The organism is Virgibacillus ainsalahensis (assembly GCF_055380755.1).
This window is the reverse complement of the sequence record NZ_AP043943.1, coordinates 2,768,987-2,790,500: the sequence shown is the minus strand read 5'-3', so window position 1 is coordinate 2,790,500 and position 21,514 is coordinate 2,768,987. Positions and strand designations below refer to the sequence as shown.

Below are 21,514 nucleotides of genomic sequence, written 5' to 3'. Positions count from 1 at the left end.
TATATATGAGTGAAGTAGTTATCACAAGTGCAGCAAGAACCCCAGTGGGTGCTTTCCTTGGTGATTTTAAAACAGTTCCTGTAGAAGAACTTGGTGCCATTGCAATTAAAGAAGCGTTAAAACGTTCAAATAATTTAGATCAAAGTCTTGTAGATGATGTCGTCATGGGACATGTTGAATCATCAGGTGATGCGCCGAACTTGGGACGAAATGCAGCACTTTTAGCTGGGTTAGAGCATGTGCCGGGTTATACCATAAACCGAATTTGTGGCTCTGGTGCACAATCAATTGTTAACGGTACAATGGATATTTTAACTGGAGGCTCTGAAATTGTTGTAGCTGGCGGAGCGGAAAACTTATCAAGAGCTCCATACTACTTGCCGCTGGAAATTCGCTACCAAGGATTTCTCATGGGGAACCAGGAATTAAAAGATGCAAATACCAAATATCATCACAATGCACAACCATATCCACAATTCCCAATCATGCATATGGGAAATACAGCTGAAAATGTAGTTAAAAAATATAACATACCAAGAGAAGACCAAGACTTATTTGCTTACAATAGCCAAATGAGAGCAGCAAAAGCAATGGAAAGCGGACGTTTTGCAAAAGAAATTGTACCAGTAGAAGTTAAGGGAAGAAAAGGTGCAGTAAACGTAGTTGATACGGACGGACATCCAAGACCAAATACAACATTAGAAGCTTTAGCTAAACTTAAACCATCTTTTGAAAAAGAGGGTACAGTAACTGCTGGAAATGCATCAGGCTTAAATGATGGTGGGGCAGCAGTAGTATTAATGAAAAAAGAAAAAGCAAGTGAACTAGGTCTTTCACCAATGGCAGAAATTGTCGATTGGACGGTAGCGGGACTGGATCCGACAATCATGGGAATGGGACCAGCATATGCAATCCGCAAACTGCTTAATAAGCAAGGTATGGAAAAAGAAGATATTGATCTATATGACATTAACGAAGCCTTTTCGGGTCAAATGCTAGGTGTGATGAAGGAATTAGATATGTATTTGGATAATCCACTCTATGAACGACTTAATGTAAATGGTGGTGCGGTGGCACTAGGTCATCCTTTAGGAATGAGTGGTACAAGAATTGCGATGACTTTGATGTATGAACTCATCGACCAAAATAAAAAATATGGTATTGCAAGTGCTTGTATCGGTGGCGGTATGGGAATTGCTTTATTAATTAAAAACCCCAATGCTTAAATACTTATTAAACATCATGTATAACTTTTACGATACAGGAGATTCATGAAAAGGAGAATTAAAATGGCTGAAATTATTACTCCGGCTGAGGCTGCAAATCTAATTAAAGACAATGATTTTGTTGCATCGACAACAAATGGATTAGGTGGTCTACCAGAAGAAATTTTGGTAGCGATCGAAAATAGATTTCAGGAAGAGGGTCACCCAAAAAATATTACCTTTGCTCATTCTTGCGGGATTGGAAATGGGACAGAAGGGAGGGGTTCTGATCACCTTGCATATGAAGGTTTAACAAAACGTTTAATCTCAGGTCATACTGGTACTTCTCCTAAGATGGCGAAATTTGCTGCAGATGGAACGGTTGAAGCTTATTTACTTCCACAGGGTGTCATGACCCATATGTATCGTGCAACTGCTAGTAAAAAACCTGGCGTGATGTCAAAAGTAGGGCTTAATACATATGTAGATCCTCGTCTTCAAGGTGCAAAAGTTAATGACAAGACTACAGAAGAGCTGATAAAACTTATTGAACTTGATGGGGAGGAGTATTTACATTACCCAACTCTTCCAATTCAAGTGACATTACTTCGCGGTACTACTGCTGATACAGAGGGGAATATTACAACAGAAGATGAATCTGTGCAATTTGAGCAATTTCCTTTAGCGAATGCTGCGAAAAATAACGGTGGCATTGTTATTGTTCAGGTCAAAAATATCGCAGAGGCTGGATCACTAAACCCGAGGGATGTTCAAGTTCCAGGTGCGTTAGTAGACTATATTGTTGTGAATGAAAACCCTGATTACCATTATCAGACAATGGGGACAGAGTACAATCCGGCGTTTACCGGAGAGATAAGGGTACCAATGAATGGGATTCCCCGTCTTCCTTTAAATGCCAGAAAGATTATTGCCAGACGTGCTGCGATGGAGTTAGAGCCAAAATCGATTGTTAACTTAGGGATCGGAATGCCTGCAGGAGTTTCCAATGTAGCATCGGAAGAGGGTGTTGCAAATGAAATAACATTAACACTTGAGTTAGGTTTATTCGGTGGGGTTCCAGCTTCAGGATTGGATTTTGGTGCAGCATATAATGCAGGTGCTATCCTTCCACATGATTCCATGTTTGACTTCTATGATGGTGGTGGATTAGATGGCGCGTTCTTAGGTGCAGCACAATTTGATAAACATGGTAATGTTAATGTGAGCCAGTTCGGATCAAAAGTAACAGGCCCGGGTGGATTCATAAACATTAGTCAATCATCTAAAAAAGTTGTGTTTATGGGAACCTTTACGGTAGGTGGAAAAGCAGAAGCAAATGACCATAAATTAGTAATTACGGAACAAGGGAAAGCGAAAAAAATCGTAGAAGAGGTTCAACAAATTACGTTTAGCGGTAAATTTGCCTCTGATAATGATTTGCCGGTATTATTTGTTACGGAACGAGCCGTCTTTGATATCTTGGACGGGAAGCTTCGATTAATTGAAATCGCGCCAGGTGTAGATCTTGAGAAAGATGTCTTAGAATGGATGGATTTCAGACCTGTGATTGCTGATGATCTAAAAGAGATGGATTCTTCTATTTTTGCGGAAGAATGGGGAGGACTCCGCGAAATTATAGAATCAAAAAGATAATTGAATGATTGGAAATTGGTCATTGGCCGATTTCCAACTACCAACTTGTTCGTTTAAAAGTCAGGTATATTTTGTTCGCAGTTAAGAAATCAACATGGAGGCTAAGAACATGCCGCCATCATCTGTAATGAAAACAGCTAATTTAACCAGAGGGTTGTTCTCTTAAAAGATTGGGACGACGCAGTCCCGGGACGGAGCGTTCCTAGCCTATGTTCTTTAATCCACTCTGCGGGGTCTTCAGACACGTATTCTGAGCAGGAGCCAACGGTTTGCAGCTCCAATCAACCATCACATAAGTGATTTGGTAAAGTCGCGATGCACATATTAGCGTAGTGTATTTCCGCAGCGGGTAAAAGCATCGATCTCATTTCAAGTTACGTCTTCTTTTATATCAATTGCGGCGCTAAAGAGCAATAAAATTTACCAAAAAAATCTACCAAAAAAAGATATAATCTTGGTTGATGGTGGGTATACTGAATAGTTTTTCCTGTTCTAATAACAGCTGTTTTCATACAAAAGTATATAAAATTTTCTTAATGCATAAGTTTTATAATTTTAAAGCATAATGTTTCGAACAATTAGTATGAATTTTTTTGAATAAAAAACAAAGCGCTTTCATTCTATTTGGATTAGAAATGAGTGATGAAACGGTAAATAAATGAAAGACTGTATCAGAAGTATTAAAAAAAAGAGGTAGTAGAGGTCAAAAAAGATACCCCTGGATTTATTGTGAACCGCATCATGATTCCGCAATTTATTGAAGTGATTAAAGTTCTGGAAGAAGGTATTGCATCAAAAGAAGATATAGATAAAGCAATGCGTTACGGTTTAATCATCCACTAGGTTCATTTGAACTTCAAGACTGTGCTGGTAGTAGATATTGGTTATCACGTTATGGAATATTTCTAAAAGGAATTTGTGGAAAACCGATGGGTACCACCACTTTTATTAAAAAATATGATGAGATCTGGAAAGTTTGGAAAAAAAGCAGAATCTAAGTTCTACGAATATTAGAGAAATTGGCTATCGACCAAGCCTTTATGACAAAAACAAAAGATACACTTATGTAGGTAGGAAAGTTTTATGTTTTCCTATCTATCTACCAATAAATCAATTTATCCATGTATAAAAAGGATTGGGGGAGTTAAAATGGCAACATTGAGTGGTATCGGTGTCCTATTGGGGTTTATCATTCTCATGCTTGGGGCATGGAAAAAAATAAATTTATTAATCGTAACTTTAGGTGTAAGTGCTATTATTGCAGTATTTGGGGGACTTGGAATTGCTGAAACTTGGACCGGACCTTATATGTCAGGATTTACTAGTTTTGCAAGTCAATATTTATTGCTTTTCTGTATAGGTGCAATGTTTGGGAAAGTTTTAGAAGATAGTGGTGCAGGTTGGAGGCTCGCTGATACTATTGCTACCAAAGCTGGAGAAAAGTGGGCATTAGCTGCTTTAACATTAATCACCATGTTGTTGTTGTATGGTGGTGTAAGTATTTTTGTTATTATATTCTTTATTCTTCCAATTGGGAAGAACTTATTTCAAAAATTACGTATACCATGGTCATATTTTCCTGCAATCGCATTAATTGGAACAATCCCACCTGTTGGTATGTTACCAGGGTCTTTGCAGGTTTTAAATATTATTCCTACAGAGTACTTAGGGACGACTCTAATGGCTGGAGCGGGATATGGGCTTATAGCGACAGTAGTTTATCTTGTTGGTGCTACCATTTTTGTGAAACTTCTTTTAAAAAATGCTGAAAGGGATTTCGATATTCAGGAGTTCAATAATATTAGTTCAGTTGATATTGATGAAGAACAGTTGGCGAAAACAGCACCAAATGCATTCCTTTCTGTTCTTCCAATTATTGCAGCACTGGTTTTAATTAATGTATTTAAAATGGACATTGTTTTTGGACTAATACTAGCCAGCATACTAGCTATTGTGTTATTTTGGAAATCACTAACTGATATTGGACAGACAGCAAGTCAAGGTGTTGAAAATGGTATTTTACCTTTAATTTATGTTTCCGTTATTGTTGGTGTTGCCCGTGTAGTAGAAGCGGTACCTTTCTTTGATGTTGCCAGGGATTGGTTAATGGACTTACAAATTAATGGAATGTTAAAAATTATGGCTATTACCTCCTCTATATCAGCAATGACAGGTTCTTCATCTGGAAGTCTGACGATGATCACGGATCTATTTGGACAAGAGTTCCTATCATGGGGATTTGATCCAGAGTTAATTCATAGATTGATGGCTACAACTGCTATTGGATTTGATTCATTACCATGGAATTCCGTCATTGTAGTTATGTTTACTTTGAGTGGGGTTGCATATGCAAAAGGCTATAAGCACGCATTTGTAACATCGGTAATTTTACCTTTAATTGGTGCTTTATCGATATTCCTGACAGGCTTAATTTTCTCGTAAAGTGAAAAAATATATAAATCAGTAACTTAGAAGAGTCAGCCAATATTTCTTTCACTGACTCTTATTTTTTAACAGTAAAGTATAAAATTTCTTACTGCATAAGTGTAAGCTAGTGCCTTTTGCCACAAAGGCTTGACGAAAGATCAAGTTTTCTAAAAAACATTTCAAAGGTGGTTCATTATGAATATATCAGAGCAATTTTCCATAACTGCCGCTGATCAGCCGAATAAAACTGCATACATTTTTCAGGATGAAAAGACAAGCTATCGTGAACTGGAAGCGCAAATTAGTCGATTTGCTTCCAATTTACAACAATTAGGCTATAAAAAAGGAGATCATCTTGCGCTAATCATGTGGAATAGCCCATATTTTGTTATTGCTTTATATGGTGCTCTACGAATTGGTGTTGTGGTCATTCCAATTAATCCACTGTATACGAATGAAGAAATGAGATACATTTTGGATAATGCTGAAGTAAAAGGAATTGTTTCAACAGATTCGCTGCTAAAAGATTTTGTGGGAAAATCAGGTGAATTGCAGCGAGTTGAACATTATATAATCGTTGAGTCAGAAGATGAACCCTCATATAACGAAAGTGTTCTGGCAGCGAAGATCCAATTTTTTAGCAGGATAATGGAAGCTGATGGTTCTAGGTATGAACGTGTACCCTGGAATAAAGATGATACAGCAATAATGTTATATACATCTGGAACGACTGGGCGCCCAAAAGGAGTAATGTTAACTTTTGAAAATGTATATGCCAATGCATTCAATAATGCGAAACATTTAACGTTTGATTATCAGGATCGCGTTATTGTTACATTACCAATGGTTCATGCATTTTGTATCGGAGCAGCGTTATGTGGTCCGTTATTAAAAGGGGCTACGTTATTAATTCTTCCAAAGTTTTCACCCAGTGAAGTATTTCGCATTGCTAAAACTTATAAAGCGACCATTTTCCCTGGTGTTCCAACAATGTATAATTATTTGTACAATACGGCTGATAAAGACAATGATTTGATTGATAGCTTTGCTTCTATTCGTTTATGTATTTCAAGTGGGGCCTCCCTTCCAAACACAATGCTTAATAAATTTGAGAAAACATTTGGTGTCAGGATCATCGAGGGATATGGTTTATCCGAAGCGGCTGCAGTTGCTTATAACCCTATTAATTTAAGAAAACCAGGGTCTATTGGTAAACGTGTTGGACAAACAGAAATGAAAGTAGTCAATAAAAATGGAAAGGAAGTTGAGCCGGGAATAAAAGGTGAACTAATGATACGTGGAACGAGTGTCATGAAGGGCTACTATAAAATGCCAGAAGAAACAGCTGTGTCAATCGAAGAAGGCTGGCTTCATACAGGAGATATTGCTCGGCTGGATGAGGATGGTTATTTCTATATTGTTGATCGTGAAAAAGATATTATCATCGTCGGTGGATATAATGTATATCCAAAAGAGGTAGAGGAAGTTCTTTATACACATCCATCTATTTCTGAAGTAGTTGTACTTGGCGAACCGCATCCAGAATCAGGGGAATCTGTTATTGCGTACGTAGTTGTATATAATCAGCCAGTGCTGGAAGAAGAAGTCATTCATTTTTGTGAAGGAAAACTGGCGAAATACAAAATACCTGTAAAAATAAATTTTTTAGATGAGTTACCAAAGACCCCGAGTGGAAAGATCATAAAAAAATCAATAAAGGTTTAATATGAGGACGATTATGATGGATTTGCCTGAATAGCGTATGGAAGCTATTTAGGCTTTTTTCGTTGTAAGAAACAACATGGCGGCTAAGAGCATGCCGCTACCATCTATGATAAAACAGCTAATTTTAACCAGAAGAATTTTTCTAAAAGATTTGGGACTTCGTACTCGCCCCCCGAAATGATTTGGGATTGCGATTACTCGTCCCATCAAAAGATCTGTTGCTTTTGACACAATAGATATAAAAGACGAAGTAACTGCTATGTTGATTTCCGCTGCGGACCGTTGCTTTCCGCGGGCACGGCTTCAGTCTCCTCGAGAAACCCACTCTGCGGGGTCTTCAGACACGTGCTGTTCCTGCTGGAGTCAACGGTCCTCCGCTTCAATCAACTATCTTAAAAGTGCATAACTATTACGTGACTTAAATCAAACAATAAATGCGATAAGTTGCAGTGCACAATCCCAATCCAGCGAAGGAAATACACGAAGACTCCAGCGGGAAAGCGAAGACGCCTGAGACCCCACAGCGAGCGTTCTTTGCGAGCGAGGAGGCTCAGCGCGAGCCCGCGGAAAGCGTAGTGTATTTCCGTAGCGGGTAAAGCATCAGCCTTCATTTCAAGTTACTTCGTCTTTTATATCAACTGCGACATTAATTTTACGTAAAGAGCTAATCTGAATAAAGTATAATCTTGATTCATGGTGGTTATATTGAATAATTTTTTCCGTTCTAATAACAGTTGCTTTCATACAAAAGTATAGAAGTTTTTCTTACGATAAGCCAGGTTTTTAAAAAAAGTTATCCGGTGAAGATTTGTAAGAAATAAAGAGATACGCAATAGAAAAAGGAATATAGCTGCATAATAAGAAATGTAATGAAGTATATCACGATAAATAAATTGAAATAAACAACCGTGACCAAATACCACATTTGAATCGGTGATTTATGAAGCAAGTCTGAAGGAAGGTCACCTATGTAAGGTTGAAAAATAGCGTGGATTGTGAAATTATAATACATGTGCTTTTTAAGAAAAAACAATTCGTAATTCTGAGAAGATTCGGAAGGGAGTTTGTTATATGGAATACGAATACGCTATTAAAGGAGCGACATGGTTTTGGCTTTTTGTTCCAATGCCTATCGTGCTTCTTTTATCATTTATCACATTATTTACGGAAAGGAGGAAATAATTCATGGATGCTACAACATTGATAACGTTTGCTTTTTATTTAATTGGAATGCTAGTAATCGGTATTATGATGTATTATCGAACGAATAACTTATCAGATTATGTATTAGGCGGACGGAATTTAGGCCCTGGTGTGGCAGCATTAAGTGCTGGTGCTTCGGATATGAGTGGTTGGCTCCTCCTTGGATTGCCTGGTGCCATTTATGCATCGGGGATGTCAGAAGCATGGATGGCGATTGGTTTGGCCATTGGCGCATATCTCAACTGGCAATTCGTTGCAAAACGCCTGCGTGTTTATACGGAGGTTTCTGATGATTCCATTACAGTCCCGGACTTTCTGGAAAACCGGTTTAAAGACAAGTCGCATGTTCTTCGTGTCATTTCCGCACTGGTTATTTTATTATTTTTCACCTTCTATACTTCTTCGGGCATGGTTGCCGGTGCAACACTGTTTGAGGCTTCATTTGGATTATCTTATCAGACAGCACTCTGGATAGGAGCGATTGTAGTTGTTTCTTACACGTTGCTGGGCGGATTCCTGGCAGTGGCATGGACAGACTTTTTCCAAGGAATATTAATGTTTTTTGCCTTAATTGCAGTACCGATTGTTGCGCTATCTGAGATGGGGGGCTGGAATCAGGCTGTACAAGCAGTCGGAGAAATTAATCCAGACCACCTTAATATGGTTCAGGGTGTAGGAATTCTGGCTATTATTTCTTCGTTGGCCTGGGGGTTGGGCTATTTTGGCCAACCACATATTATTGTAAGATTTATGGCATTACGGTCTCCAAAAGATGTTCCCAAAGCAAAGTTCATTGGTACAGCATGGATGGTACTAGGATTATATGGCGCTATCTTTACCGGATTCGTCGGACTGGCCTTCATAAGTACACAGGATGTTTCACTGCTGAATGATTTTGGGATAGAGGTGGTTACGGAAGACGGCATTCAGATGCTGGGCAATTCGGAAACCATATTTATTGCTTTTTCCCAACTTTTATTTCATCCAGTGATTTCAGGGATATTGCTTGCGGCAATTCTGTCAGCAATTATGAGTACCATCGATTCCCAACTGCTTGTATCCTCTTCAGCTGTAGCGGAGGACTTTTATAAAGCAATTTTTCGTAAAAAAGCCTCTTCAAAAGAACTGGTGTGGGTTGGACGGATTGCTACAGTGGGGATTGCCCTAATTGCAGTGATTATCGCAATGAATCCGGATAGCACGGTGCTTGAACTGGTCAGCTATGCATGGGCAGGTTTTGGCGCAGCATTCGGTCCAATTATTTTACTGTCCCTATTCTGGCGGAGAATCACCAGAAATGGTGCACTTGCGGGGATTATTGTTGGTGCATTGACTGTTATTATATGGGGAGGTATGCTGGAAGGCGGAATTTTTGATTTATATGAATTACTTCCAGGATTCCTGTTCAATATGATTATTACTGTCTTAGTCAGTCTGCTTGGTAAACCTTCACAGGAAATTGAAGCAGAATTCAATACCACAGCTCAAAAAGTGAAGGAATAACAAAACCTTATAGATCCGCTTCTTCTGGAATGGAGGAAGCGGATTTTTTATTTTTTGATTAGTTGCTTATACACGGCTAATTCTGCTATTATCAAGAAGTGGTATAATCGTTTAATATAGATTCAATTATAACAATAGATAAAGTGAAATCGTTTGGAGGTTGAAAGAATGGCAGATATATCAAAAGATCAGGTAAAACATGTCGCGAACTTGGCAAGACTTGAGATTACCGAAGAAGAGGCGGAAATGTTTACAGATCAATTAAGTTCAATTATTACATACGCAGAACAATTAAACGAATTGGATACAGATGGCGTTGAGCCGACAACTCATGTGCTTGATTTGAAAAATGTGATGCGTAAAGATGAGCCTAAGAAAACAATTACACAAGAGGATGCTTTGAAAAATGCTCCTGATAAAGAGTCCGGTCATTTCAGAGTACCATCGATTTTGGAGTAGGAGGATAGGTTTATGTCATTATTTGATTACAAGATAACAGAATTGGAAGAAAAACTACATAATGAGGAAATAACCGTCAGCGACCTTGTGAATACATCCTATGAACGTATTAAAGAAGTGGATGGGGAAGTCCAGGCATTTCTGACATTGGATGAAGAAAAGGCACGCGCAAAAGCAAAAGAATTGGACGAGTCCAAAGATAAATCACGGAGCCTTTTCGGAATGCCAGCCGGAATTAAAGATAACATCGTTACAGAAGGACTGCGTACAACATGCGGCAGTCAATTTCTGAAAAACTTTAATAATCCATTATACAATGCAACTGTAGTTGACAAGCTCAATAACGAAAAAACAGTCACCATTGGAAAAATAAACATGGACGAATTTGCTATGGGTTCTTCCAATGAAAATTCCAGTTTCACACCAACCCGTAACCCATGGAATACCGATTATGTTCCTGGTGGATCCAGCGGCGGTTCTGCAGCATCAGTAGCAGCAGGAGAAGTGTTATTTGCATTGGGATCTGATACAGGTGGCTCTATTCGCCAGCCTGCAGCGTTTTGCGGAGTTGTGGGATTGAAGCCTACATATGGACGTGTATCACGTTTTGGCTTGGTCGCTTTTGCTTCCTCACTGGATCAAATTGGACCAATCACACGTAATGTTGAAGATAATGCCCGTGTGCTGGAGGTTATCGCAGGACATGACAAAATGGATGCAACAAGTGCTGATGTGGAAGTGCCTAACTATACAGAAGCCTTAACAGGTAATGTAGAAGGACTGAAGATTGCTGTGCCGAAAGAATACCTGGCAGAAGGTGTTACACCAGAAGTGAAAGAATCTGTCATGAATGCATTGAAAGTATATGAATCACTGGGTGCTACCTGGGAAGAAGTTTCTTTGCCGCATTCTAAATATGCTGTTTCCGCCTATTACCTTATTTCTTCATCTGAAGCATCTGCTAACCTTGCCCGTTTTGACGGCGTACGTTATGGTGTACGGTCAGAGAATGCAAACAACATGATGGATATGTTTAAGAAATCCCGCAGTGAAGGTTTTGGAGAAGAGGTAAAACGCCGTATCATGCTTGGAACATTTGCCCTAAGCTCCGGCTATTACGATGCCTATTATAAAAAGGCGCAAAAAGTACGTACATTGATAAAAAATGATTTTGATAAAATATTTGAAGACTATGATGTCGTTATTGGACCAACAGCACCGACACCTGCATTTAAAGTCGGTGAGAAAATTGATGATCCATTGACAATGTATGCCAATGACATTTTAACAATTCCAGTAAACCTAGCAGGTGTACCGGGGATTTCCGTACCATGCGGGTTTTCTGAAAATGGATTGCCAATCGGTCTGCAGATTATTGGGAAGCATTTTGATGAGAATATGGTTTTCCGTGCTGCACACGCTTATGAGAAGGCAACAGATCATCATACAAAACGACCTCAATTAGGGGGTGCAAAATAATGAGCAACTTTGAAACAATTATTGGCTTGGAAGTACATGTTGAATTAAAAACAAATTCAAAAATTTTCAGTCCCAGTGTCAATGCGTTTGGTACAGAACCTAACACAAATGTAAACCCGATTGACTTAGCGTACCCTGGTGTGCTTCCTGTATTGAATGAAGAAGCAGTTAATTTTGCAATGAAGGCAGGTATGGCCCTGAATTGTGAAATCGCGACAGATACAAAATTTGACCGTAAAAACTATTTCTATCCGGATAACCCGAAGGCATATCAAATTTCCCAGTTTGATAAACCAATAGCGGAAAATGGCTGGATTGAAATTGAAGTAAACGGCAAGAAAAAACGTATTGGAATTACACGCCTGCATATGGAAGAAGATGCAGGGAAGCTGACACATGGAGATGATGGTTATTCATTGGTGGATTTTAACCGTCAGGGAACTCCGTTAATCGAAATCGTATCAGAGCCTGATATTCGCTCACCTGAGGAAGCCTATGCATATTTGGAAAAACTGAAAAATATTATCCAGTATACAGGTGTTTCTGATGTGAAAATGGAAGAGGGTTCTCTCCGTTGTGACGCCAATATTTCTCTGCGTCCAATTGGACAGGAGGAATTTGGTACGAAAGCAGAATTGAAAAACCTGAATTCTTTCAGTTTCGTTCAAAAGGGATTGGAATTTGAAGAAAAGCGACAAGAGAAAGTATTGTTATCGGGTGGAGAGATTCTTCAGGAAACACGCCGGTATGATGAAAAAACGAAAGAAACCATTCTAATGCGTATCAAAGAAGGATCGGATGATTACCGTTACTTCCCGGAACCGGATCTTGTGCCATTGTATATAGATGAAGCTTGGAAAGAGCGGGTCCGTGCAGAAATTCCGGAGTTGCCGGACGCCCGGAAAAAACGCTATATCGAAGAAGTGGGACTACCCGAATATGATGCAGCAGTTCTTACCAACTCCAAAGAGATGGCTGACTTTTTCGAGGAGGCAACCAATAACGGTGCAGATATCAAGCAGGTATCCAACTGGTTAATGGGTGAAGTTTCTGCATATATGAACAAGCACCAAAAAGAACTTGATGATTTAGCAATCACTCCAGCAGCACTAGCAAAAATGATTCAGCTGATTGAAGATGGAACCATTTCATCTAAAATCGCTAAAAAGGTTTTTGCGGAATTAGTAGAAAATGGTGGGGACCCGGAAAAAATCGTGAAGGAAAAAGGACTTGTTCAAATTTCTGATGAAGGTCAACTGAAAGAAATCATTTCAACCGTGCTTGATGAGAACGAGCAATCCATTACGGATTATAAGAATGGAAAAGGAAAAGCAATGGGTTACCTTGTCGGACAAGTAATGAAAGCAACCAAAGGACAGGCAAATCCTCCGATGGTGAATAAGATTTTAAAAGAAGAATTGGATAATAGATAAGGAAGAGAGACTATCGCTGCTTTACGTGGCGGTAGTCTAAACCATTTCCCTTTTCAAATAATGATAAAAGGTCTATGATATTGGTTGGATGTAAATTTTACGGAAAAATTAAAGAACATTGCCCTGTATCATGGAAGAATGGGGAGGGAAAGTAATGAAGAAAGCCCGAATCATATATAATCCAACGTCTGGGCGAGAGGCGTTTAAAAAGGTATTGCCAACGGTCCTGGAGCGTTTTGAGGTGGCTGGATATGAAACATCCGCACATGCCACTACTTGTGAAGGTGATGCGACAGAGGCTGCAAGAGTAGCTGTAGATAGAGAATATGACCTGGTTATCGCAGCCGGGGGAGACGGGACGATTAATGAGGTAATAAACGGTATAGCAGAACTGGAGCCTCGTCCGAAGCTTGGTATCATTCCGATGGGAACAACCAATGACTTTGCCAGAGCCTTACATATTCCAAGGGATATCAAGAAGGCAGTTGATATCATTTTAGCTGATCAATCGATGTTGCTTGATATCGGCAGGGTGAATAATGACCAATATTTTATGAATATAGCAGGTGGCGGTAAATTGACCGAACTCACCTATGAGGTTCCAAGCAAATTAAAAACCATACTCGGTCAGATGGCTTATTATATGAAAGGGGTTGAAATGCTCCCTTCCTTAAAACCGATACGTGCAAAAATAGAATATGATGGAAATATTGTGGATGAAGACATCATGCTATTTTTATTATCAAATACAAATTCAGTTGCCGGATTTGAAAAGCTTGCACCAGATGCGAAAATAGATGATGGCTATTTTGATTTGCTTATTTTACGGAAAATAAATTTGGCTGAATTTATCCGAATCGCCTCACTAGCACTCAGGGGCGCCCATTTGGAAAGTGAAAATATCATATATGTCCATGCAAAACATATAAAAGTAACCACGGATGAAAAAATGCAATTGAATATTGACGGAGAATACGGCGGGCTGCTGCCTGGGGAATTTACCAACCTGAAGCAGCACATCGAGTTTTTCGTACCGGATGAATTTATTAAGAAGGAAGATTACTAAATAGAGTAGTCTTCCTTTTCATTGGTTAGAAATGATTTTATGGTAAAAGGTATGATAAGATGATAAGCAATATACCAGAACGTAAAGGAAGATAAATATGGCTAAACATACAGCTCCAGTAAAAAAGAATGAAACAATTACTCTGACATTTGAGGATCTTACTCATGAAGGAAATGGTGTTGGCAAAGTCGATGGCTACCCATTATTTGTGCCATACGGATTGCCTGGTGAAGAAGCGCAAGTAAAGGTCGTCAAAGTAAAAAAGAATTTCGGATTCGGAAAGTTATTAGACGTTAAAAAGCAGAGTGACGACCGGGTAGAACCTCCCTGCAATGTATATTACCAATGTGGGGGCTGTCAGCTTCAGCATATGAGTTATCATATGCAGCTTGATATGAAATATAACCAGGTGAAAAACGTCATGCAAAAAATCGCCCATCTCGACCATGTCCCTGTCCATCCAACGATAGGAATGGAAGACCCGTGGCGTTATCGCAATAAAGTGCAAATCCCGGTCGGTGAAAGGGATGGCGAATTAATTACAGGTTTTTACAGGAAGCGGAGTCATGAAATTATTGACGATATGGAAACCTGTGTAATCCAGGATGAATTGAATGACCGTTCATTGCATGCCGTTCGCAGGATAGCGAATCAGCTGGGGATCAAAGCATATGATGAAAAGAAGGATCGCGGAGTCCTCCGTCATATCATGGTACGTACTGGAAGAGAAACCGATGAAACGATGATTGTGCTGATAACACGTACAGAAAAATTACCATATCAACATGAGCTAATTCGAGAACTGACTGAGACTTTCCCACATGTGAAATCAATCGTGCATAATATCAATAACAAACGTACGAATGTAATATTAGGTAACAAAACGAAAGTTATCTGGGGAGAGGAATATATTTACGATACAATCGGAGATATTCGTTTCGCAATTTCTGCAAAATCATTCTATCAGGTGAACCCGCCGCAAACGAAAAAGTTGTACGACAAGGCCCTGGAATATGCAAACATTGAAAGTGATGATATCGTTGTGGACGCCTATTGTGGAATTGGTACTATCTCACTGTTCTTAGCACAGAAAGCCAAAAAAGTTTATGGTGTTGAGGTCGTACCTGAGGCAATCAGTGATGCGAAAAACAATGCCAAACTGAATGGGATTAAAAACGCAGAATTTGTCGTTGGGGAAGCGGAAAAAGTCATGCCACAGTGGAAAGCAGAGGGGCTGAACCCGGATGTTATCGTAGTAGACCCACCACGTAAAGGCTGTGAAGTGGACTTCCTGGAGGCTATGATTGAAATGGAGCCTGATCGGATTGTTTATGTATCCTGTAATCCATCGACACTGGCACGGGACCTGCGTGTACTGGAAGATGGCGGTTATGAAGCCAAAGAAGTGCAGCCGGTGGATATGTTCCCACAAACGGCGCATGTGGAGTGTGTTTGTCGATTGGAGAGGAAAGTTGTTTAACTAAAAAATACTCTTGCTAATTAAAATAAACATTTGATATTTCCATTACAAATTCAATAATTTCTCGGGTTTCTCTCAACAGAAACCCGGGATTTTTTCATGTTTTTCCAATACAAAACCAATATCTTTTCAATACTCTTTTCATGCCCAAAGTCTTGCTGTTCTTGGTTTTATCCAGTAAACTATCCAATAGTTGCTTCAATTGTACCCAGTGTTTTTCAATAGCAAACCAACTTTTTTCTTAGCCCCAATTATATATTTTTTCTATTTTCTTTTCTCAGTGACTTTTCTCTCCTCAAATATATGTAAATATGAAATAAGAGAAAAATTTATCAAGAACTTATAATCCGACAATAACCGTTTCTTCTTCATCGGGTATTGTTTTTTGATCGTTATTATAATTAATACATGTAGGAGGGAATAAGTAGTGCTTAAAAGTATGAACGAGGCGTTAGATTATATTGAATCACATTTGAATGACGAGATCGATTATAACGAATTGGAGCGAATTACAGGAACTTCTGTTTACCATTTTCGGAGAATGTTTTCTTTTCTTTCTGGCATGTCATTAGGAGAATACGTCCGTAATAGGAAATTATCTAACGCTACTTTTGACTTGTTACATGAAGGAATGAGTGTTACAGAAGCAGCATTCAAATATGGTTATGAATCAGTTGATGGATTTTCACGTGCCTTTCGGGAATGGTCGGGAATTAGTCCTTCAGAGGTCAAAAAGAAAAATATGCTTAAAGCATTTCCTAAGCTCTCCTTCCAATTAACGGTTCAAGGAGGAATTGATATGGATTATAGAATCGAGAAAAAAGAAGCCTTTAAGATTGTCGGTGTGAAAAAAAGAGTTCCTATTCAATTTGAAGGAGAAAATCAAGAAATTATAAAGTTAGCTAAGAGCATCACACCTGAACAAAGAAAAAAACTGCACAACTATGCAAACATGGAGCCAAATCAAGTAGTGAATGCATCCTATAATTTAGATGATAGATGTATGGAGGAAAAAGGCAATCTCGATCATATGATTGGCTTTTTAACTACAAAAGAGTCAGGTTTTGATGAGTTTGATGTAGTAGAAGTCCCAGATCTAACTTGGGCAATATTCTCATCTGAAGGTGAATTTCCAAAAATCATGCAAGAGACCTGGGCGAAAATAGCTTCTGAGTGGCTTCCTTCTTCAGATTATGAATTAGTAGAAGCTCCTAATATTTCATTTACAGGAGATTTGTCTGACAGAAATAATGTGTATAGTGAAATTTGGTTCGCTGTGAAGAAAAAACGGGAAATTTAGCAAGTAGATCAACATGAGGTGATATGGTGTTATTTGTTTCCCCATAGCTTTCTTCTTCCTTTCCCACTGTAACTAATTCGGTATATTGGAAGGAAGAAGAGGACCAGGAGAAGAAGCGGGCGGAACACTATGTATTTATAGAATCTGAAAAAGGAAATGACTTTTATCTAAGAGTCATTTCCTTTTTGTATAAGTACGATCCCCAATACTGGACACAATAGTGGTTCAGTTCCTTTTTCTTGTAATAAACAACTATTTTTTAAAACTTAATATTTTCTTAAGAAATCAATTAAGTTCTTCTTATGTTTTCATATGTATATTGTAATAGAAATGTTTCTTTGACAACTTAGAGGAGAATGATCATGACAGAAAAAAAGGGATATCTTCTATTAACAAATACAGGTACATTATTTACAAAATTGATAAAGCTATATACGAAAAAAACATATAATCATGCGTCTATTGCCTTTGAATCTGATTTATCAGAGGTGTACAGCTTTGGCAGGAAATCTATTAGAAACCCTTTTTTTGGTGGTTTCGTAAAAGAAGATATGAAGTCAAATTTGTTTAAACAAGCAGAATGTGCCATCTATTCTTTTGAAGTCACTGAAGAACAAATGAAAGACATGAAACATTATATACAAGAAATAAAAGCAGAAAAGGAAAAATATCGCTATAATTTATTGGGGTTATTCGGATTTATATTTCATAAGCCGATAAAAAGAAAAAGAGCATTCTTCTGTTCACAGTTTGTTGCATCCGTACTAAAGGAATGTAACATCATTGATTTTGAAAAGCCGCTATCACTTATAGCACCAAATGACTTACTGAAAGGACCTAAAATTAAATTAGTGTATGAAGGGAATCTTAAGGCTTATCATAATAACAGTGCAGGGGAAAAAGAGCGTGTTCCTGTTCATTTCATGCCAGCCGAAATGTGATACACTTTTTTACAATAATACGTACCATTAAAGGGGAAATGAAAGTGGATCAAACGATTAATATTCTGATTGTTGAAGATGACAATGATATTAACCAATTGTTATGTGAAATTATAAGAAAAAGCCAGTATCAGCCGCAACCTGCCTATTCTGGGACAGAAGCAATGATTTATTTAGAAAAACAGAAATGGGACTTAGTTTTACTTGATTTAATGCTTCCAGGTATGGCAGGAGAAGAAATACTTGCAAAAATAACAGAAAAAGGTTCTGTTCCAGTTATTATTATTTCAGCAAAAAGTAAACAACAGACAAAAATAAATAGTTTACGATCAGGTGCAGATGACTTTATTTCGAAGCCTTTTGATGTGGAAGAAGTATCTGCTCGTATTGATTCTCTACTACGGAGATACAATCATACCAATGAAAATCAAAAACAAAAGGTGTTAACGCATAAAGATATTCATATTGATTTAGAAGCGAAGACCGTGTATCTGAATGGTCTAGAGCTTTCATTGACGGTTCGTGAATACACGATTCTCGTTCTTCTTATGACTTCCCCCAAAAAAGTATTCTCCAAATCGAATCTTTTCGAAAGTGTATGGAATGAGCCTTTTCACGGGGACGACAATACTGTAAATGTTCACATGAGCAACTTACGGAATAAACTCGGCAAAGCAAATCCAAATGAAGAATATATCGAAACCATCTGGGGAATGGGCTATCGTCTTAAAACTTAAGGTTTTCTTAAGGATTGATTTAAGCCTTTCTTATGATTTATGTTCCATCATATTATTAAAAGATAAGAATTTATAAATAGTTGGCAGCATATCAATTCCTTATCAGTAAACGCCACGTCCAGCTCCATCGCCTACCCCCTCGAGGTCTTAAGCAAGAACTCCCTCATGAGCCAAGAACGCCACTGTGAGTTCTTGCTTAAGCTATGCCTTAGGGTGATCAAGGCGATTGCGCTTTTGTTCTAGCAAATAAGGGAGGTAATACATCAATGAGTGAATATATCTTAAGAACCAATCACCTTTCAAAAAAGTACAGAAATGATTTTGCCCTTAAAAGTATTAATATATCCATCAAAAAGGGAGAAATTTATGGCTTCATTGGTCAAAATGGAGCGGGAAAGTCAACATTGTTACGTATTGTTACAGGACTAGCCTTTCCATCAAATGGATCAATAGAGCTATTCGGAAATGACCATCCAAATAAGTTAACAGATGCACAGAAAAGAATAGGGGCCATTATTGAAAGTCCTGCACTTTTCCCGAATATGACAGCATATGAAAATTTAGAAGTTTATCGTTTGCAAAAAGGTATTCCAGGAAAAGACTGTATCAATAATACATTGGAGCTTGTCGGGCTTAAGGATACGGGAAAGAAGAAGATAAAAGATTTTTCACTTGGAATGAAGCAACGGGTAGGGCTTGCAATAAGTCTATTGAGTGATCCAGAATTCTTAATTCTTGATGAACCAACAAATGGATTGGACCCAATGGGAATCGCCTGGCTTAGGGAACTAATAAAAAAATTGAATCGGGAAAAAGGGTTAACGATTTTAATATCAAGTCACGTCTTAAGCGAACTACATCTACTGGCAAGCCGTTACGGTATTATTCATAAAGGGAAACTCCTGGAAGAAATATCTGCAAAAGAGTTGGATGAAAAATGCAGACAACATTTGCAAATTAAAGTCGATCAGCCAACGAAGGGAGCCACGGTGCTGGAATCTACTCTATCTACTACTGACTATGAAGTGATGCCGAATGGTACAATAAAACTTTATAGTCATCTGGATGACGTGCGAAACGTCTCAATGGCTTTAACTGAAAATGGTCTTGTTATTGAACATCTCGCACAAAATGGCGACAGCCTCGAAAGTTATTTTTCAAAACTTGTCGGAGGTGAGGAACATGAGTAATCAGATTAAAGCCGAATGGTTTAAATTACAACGAAATAAGACATTTTGGGTGTTACTATTAATCAGCACGGGCTTAAGTGCATTGCTGCATTATTTAGTGATCATTGATTGGTGGCAAATGAGTGGTACCGCTTTTGATAGTGCTGGTTTAAGTGAACTAAATGCCGTATCTACATTTACAATACCTTTATTTTTTAACTTAATCGTTAGTACGTTAGCCGGTTTTTTTATCTCTAATGAGTTTTCGCAAAGTGGTGTAATCAAAAACCAAATAATAAGCGGTAGTAAAAGAAGCCATATTTTCATATCAAAGTACCTCGTATTTACAATTGGATCAATCATCGTTACGATACTGATTCCATTAATGACAGCTATCATAGAGGTTATATTATTAGGACACGGAGACATATTGACTGTTTCTAGTATGCTTTATTTAGGTAGAGCATTTGGACTATTTACACTTCAATTTTTAGGCTATACTGTGATCATATTATTGATCGCCATTATTACGGAAGATAGTGGAAAAACAATTATTTTATCTATTTTATTTACCATTGTAATGTATGCAGTTGAAAAACTTCCTACGTCACCATTTATAAGCATTTTGTATGAGCATTCTATCTTTCAGCAATTTAGTGAAGTGTTTCAGTTTACGATGACAAATGGAGGAATATTGAAGTCTATTTTAATTGCCTTGGTAACGTTCATCATCTTAATTTTGTGCGGAATTTTTGTTTTTAACAAAAAGGAAATGAAATAACTTTTGAAAGCGGGTGAAAAGGTGCTATATCTATTAATAATCGTATCATTAATGGCTGTATACTTTTTTATTCGCTTTATTTCTATAAAGAAAGAAGTGAAAAAAACAGGCGGGCAACTGAAAAACTATAATAATCAAAGGACAAACAAAAAAATAGATATGACGCTTTTAGATCAGAATGTTGAGCATTTAGGAATTGAAATCAATCACCTTATAGATTTGCACGTAAAAGAAAAAAGAGAAAGAATCCGTTTTGAAAATGAACTAAAACAGACCGTTGCAAATATATCCCATGATTTAAGAACGCCCTTAACTTCTATTTTAGGATATATGCAGATGGCTGAATCAAATGAAATTCCGGAAGATGAAAGAAAAGAATATATATCTATTGCAAAAAATCGAGCTAAAAGGCTTGAAAAATTATTAAATGATTTCTTTGAGCTGTCTGTTATTGAATCTGCTGATTATCAACTGAAGCCAGAAAAATTTAATTTGAAGAACTTAACAATAGATGTATTAATGCGTTTTTTCGACCGTTTTAATGAAAAAAATATGGAACCAATTATCAACATGCCAAATAATGATGTATTTATGAAGACGGATAAATCTGCAGTAACGAGAGTCATTGAAAATCTGATTTCCAATGCAATGAAGCATTCCAGCGGAAATATAGCCATAGGTCTTGAGGAGGAGAAATCAGCTGTTCGACTAATCGTTCAAAATGATGCACTTACATTAACTGATAAGGATGTAGCGCTCTTTTTCGATAGATTTTATGTGGCAGATCAATCTCGAACTGGTAAAAGTACAGGGCTAGGCTTGTCCATTGTGAAAAGTTTCATGATAAAGATGGATGGAGAAGTTACCGCTACACTTAAAAATGGTCAGTTGTCGATTATATGTGAGTGGAAATCCCACGAAAATTAGAGTTTTTTTAAAAAGTAAATACAATA

General features: G+C 37.9%; 16 protein-coding genes and 1 pseudogene. All 17 read left to right on the top strand.

The features are described 5' to 3' along the window. Window positions 1–5: 5 nt before the first annotated feature. A complete protein-coding gene (locus tag ACZ427_RS13690) occupies window positions 6–1,226 on the top strand; it encodes a thiolase family protein (protein WP_461176548.1) in 1,221 nt (406 codons plus the stop codon). A gap of 63 nt (window positions 1,227–1,289) precedes the next feature. After that, entirely contained in the window at window positions 1,290–2,858 is a 1,569-nt protein-coding gene (locus ACZ427_RS13685) for an acyl CoA:acetate/3-ketoacid CoA transferase (RefSeq protein ID WP_461176547.1), read from the top strand. A gap of 687 nt (window positions 2,859–3,545) precedes the next feature. Then, window positions 3,546–3,872, top strand: a pseudogene (locus tag ACZ427_RS13680) (3-hydroxyacyl-CoA dehydrogenase family protein); the annotation flags it as partial. A 135-nt stretch (window positions 3,873–4,007) separates the two neighbouring features. Next, complete coding sequence (locus tag ACZ427_RS13675) at window positions 4,008–5,300, top strand: GntP family permease (RefSeq protein ID WP_461176546.1); 1,293 nt, start codon at window positions 4,008–4,010, stop codon at window positions 5,298–5,300. 180 nt (window positions 5,301–5,480) lie between these two features. Further along, window positions 5,481–7,010, top strand: a complete 1,530-nt coding sequence (locus ACZ427_RS13670; RefSeq protein ID WP_461176545.1) for a long-chain-fatty-acid--CoA ligase — start codon at window positions 5,481–5,483, stop codon at window positions 7,008–7,010. Between the two features lie 1,185 nt (window positions 7,011–8,195). Continuing rightward, on the top strand, window positions 8,196–9,716 hold the full coding sequence (gene putP / locus ACZ427_RS13665) for a sodium/proline symporter PutP (RefSeq protein ID WP_461176544.1): 1,521 nt from the start codon (window positions 8,196–8,198) through the stop codon (window positions 9,714–9,716). Between the two features lie 168 nt (window positions 9,717–9,884). Continuing rightward, window positions 9,885–10,175, top strand: a complete 291-nt coding sequence (gatC, locus tag ACZ427_RS13660) for an Asp-tRNA(Asn)/Glu-tRNA(Gln) amidotransferase subunit GatC (RefSeq protein WP_461176543.1) — start codon at window positions 9,885–9,887, stop codon at window positions 10,173–10,175. 12 nt (window positions 10,176–10,187) lie between these two features. Beyond that, window positions 10,188–11,654 carry an Asp-tRNA(Asn)/Glu-tRNA(Gln) amidotransferase subunit GatA gene (gatA, locus tag ACZ427_RS13655; protein ID WP_461176542.1) on the top strand — a complete coding sequence of 489 codons (1,467 nt, stop codon included), beginning with the start codon at window positions 10,188–10,190 and terminating at the stop codon, window positions 11,652–11,654. Next, the gene (gene gatB / locus ACZ427_RS13650) at window positions 11,654–13,087 is read left to right on the top strand and encodes an Asp-tRNA(Asn)/Glu-tRNA(Gln) amidotransferase subunit GatB (RefSeq protein WP_461176541.1); all 1,434 of its coding nucleotides are present in this window, start codon (window positions 11,654–11,656) and stop codon (window positions 13,085–13,087) included. Before gatA ends, gatB begins: the two co-directional genes overlap by 1 nt. Before the next feature lie 154 nt (window positions 13,088–13,241). Then, on the top strand, window positions 13,242–14,153 hold the full coding sequence (locus tag ACZ427_RS13645) for a diacylglycerol kinase (RefSeq protein ID WP_461176540.1): 912 nt from the start codon (window positions 13,242–13,244) through the stop codon (window positions 14,151–14,153). 97 nt (window positions 14,154–14,250) lie between these two features. Continuing rightward, the gene (gene rlmD / locus ACZ427_RS13640; RefSeq protein ID WP_461176539.1) at window positions 14,251–15,633 is read left to right on the top strand and encodes a 23S rRNA (uracil(1939)-C(5))-methyltransferase RlmD; all 1,383 of its coding nucleotides are present in this window, start codon (window positions 14,251–14,253) and stop codon (window positions 15,631–15,633) included. Window positions 15,634–16,060: 427 nt separating this feature from the next. After that, window positions 16,061–16,933: an AraC family transcriptional regulator gene (locus tag ACZ427_RS13635; RefSeq protein WP_461176538.1), complete on the top strand. Its 873-nt coding sequence runs from the start codon at window positions 16,061–16,063 to the stop codon at window positions 16,931–16,933. A 362-nt stretch (window positions 16,934–17,295) separates the two neighbouring features. Then, window positions 17,296–17,874 carry a hypothetical protein gene (locus tag ACZ427_RS13630; protein WP_461176537.1) on the top strand — a complete coding sequence of 193 codons (579 nt, stop codon included), beginning with the start codon at window positions 17,296–17,298 and terminating at the stop codon, window positions 17,872–17,874. 44 nt (window positions 17,875–17,918) lie between these two features. After that, window positions 17,919–18,611, top strand: a complete 693-nt coding sequence (locus ACZ427_RS13625) for a response regulator transcription factor (protein WP_461176536.1) — start codon at window positions 17,919–17,921, stop codon at window positions 18,609–18,611. A 266-nt stretch (window positions 18,612–18,877) separates the two neighbouring features. Next, the gene (locus tag ACZ427_RS13620) at window positions 18,878–19,801 is read left to right on the top strand and encodes an ABC transporter ATP-binding protein (RefSeq protein WP_461176535.1); all 924 of its coding nucleotides are present in this window, start codon (window positions 18,878–18,880) and stop codon (window positions 19,799–19,801) included. Further along, window positions 19,794–20,561 (top strand): ABC transporter permease, encoded by a 768-nt coding sequence (locus tag ACZ427_RS13615; RefSeq protein WP_461176534.1) that lies wholly within the window; start codon window positions 19,794–19,796, stop codon window positions 20,559–20,561. The genes ACZ427_RS13620 and ACZ427_RS13615 overlap by 8 nt, the downstream gene beginning before the upstream one ends. Before the next feature lie 51 nt (window positions 20,562–20,612). Then, the gene (locus ACZ427_RS13610; protein WP_464883446.1) at window positions 20,613–21,488 is read left to right on the top strand and encodes a sensor histidine kinase; all 876 of its coding nucleotides are present in this window, start codon (window positions 20,613–20,615) and stop codon (window positions 21,486–21,488) included. Window positions 21,489–21,514 lie beyond the last annotated feature (26 nt).

Coding starts and splice junctions, on each gene's coding strand:
- ACZ427_RS13610 (WP_464883446.1), top strand. CDS start 20,613: ATGGCTGTATACTTTTTTATTCGCTTTATTTCTATAAAGAAAGAAGTG.
- ACZ427_RS13620 (WP_461176535.1), top strand. CDS start 18,878: ATGAGTGAATATATCTTAAGAACCAATCACCTTTCAAAAAAGTACAGA.
- gatB (WP_461176541.1), top strand. CDS start 11,654: ATGAGCAACTTTGAAACAATTATTGGCTTGGAAGTACATGTTGAATTA.
- gatA (WP_461176542.1), top strand. CDS start 10,188: ATGTCATTATTTGATTACAAGATAACAGAATTGGAAGAAAAACTACAT.
- ACZ427_RS13630 (WP_461176537.1), top strand. CDS start 17,296: ATGACAGAAAAAAAGGGATATCTTCTATTAACAAATACAGGTACATTA.
- ACZ427_RS13670 (WP_461176545.1), top strand. CDS start 5,481: ATGAATATATCAGAGCAATTTTCCATAACTGCCGCTGATCAGCCGAAT.
- gatC (WP_461176543.1), top strand. CDS start 9,885: ATGGCAGATATATCAAAAGATCAGGTAAAACATGTCGCGAACTTGGCA.
- ACZ427_RS13685 (WP_461176547.1), top strand. CDS start 1,290: ATGGCTGAAATTATTACTCCGGCTGAGGCTGCAAATCTAATTAAAGAC.
- rlmD (WP_461176539.1), top strand. CDS start 14,251: ATGGCTAAACATACAGCTCCAGTAAAAAAGAATGAAACAATTACTCTG.
- ACZ427_RS13675 (WP_461176546.1), top strand. CDS start 4,008: ATGGCAACATTGAGTGGTATCGGTGTCCTATTGGGGTTTATCATTCTC.
- ACZ427_RS13615 (WP_461176534.1), top strand. CDS start 19,794: ATGAGTAATCAGATTAAAGCCGAATGGTTTAAATTACAACGAAATAAG.
- ACZ427_RS13645 (WP_461176540.1), top strand. CDS start 13,242: ATGAAGAAAGCCCGAATCATATATAATCCAACGTCTGGGCGAGAGGCG.
- ACZ427_RS13690 (WP_461176548.1), top strand. CDS start 6: ATGAGTGAAGTAGTTATCACAAGTGCAGCAAGAACCCCAGTGGGTGCT.
- putP (WP_461176544.1), top strand. CDS start 8,196: ATGGATGCTACAACATTGATAACGTTTGCTTTTTATTTAATTGGAATG.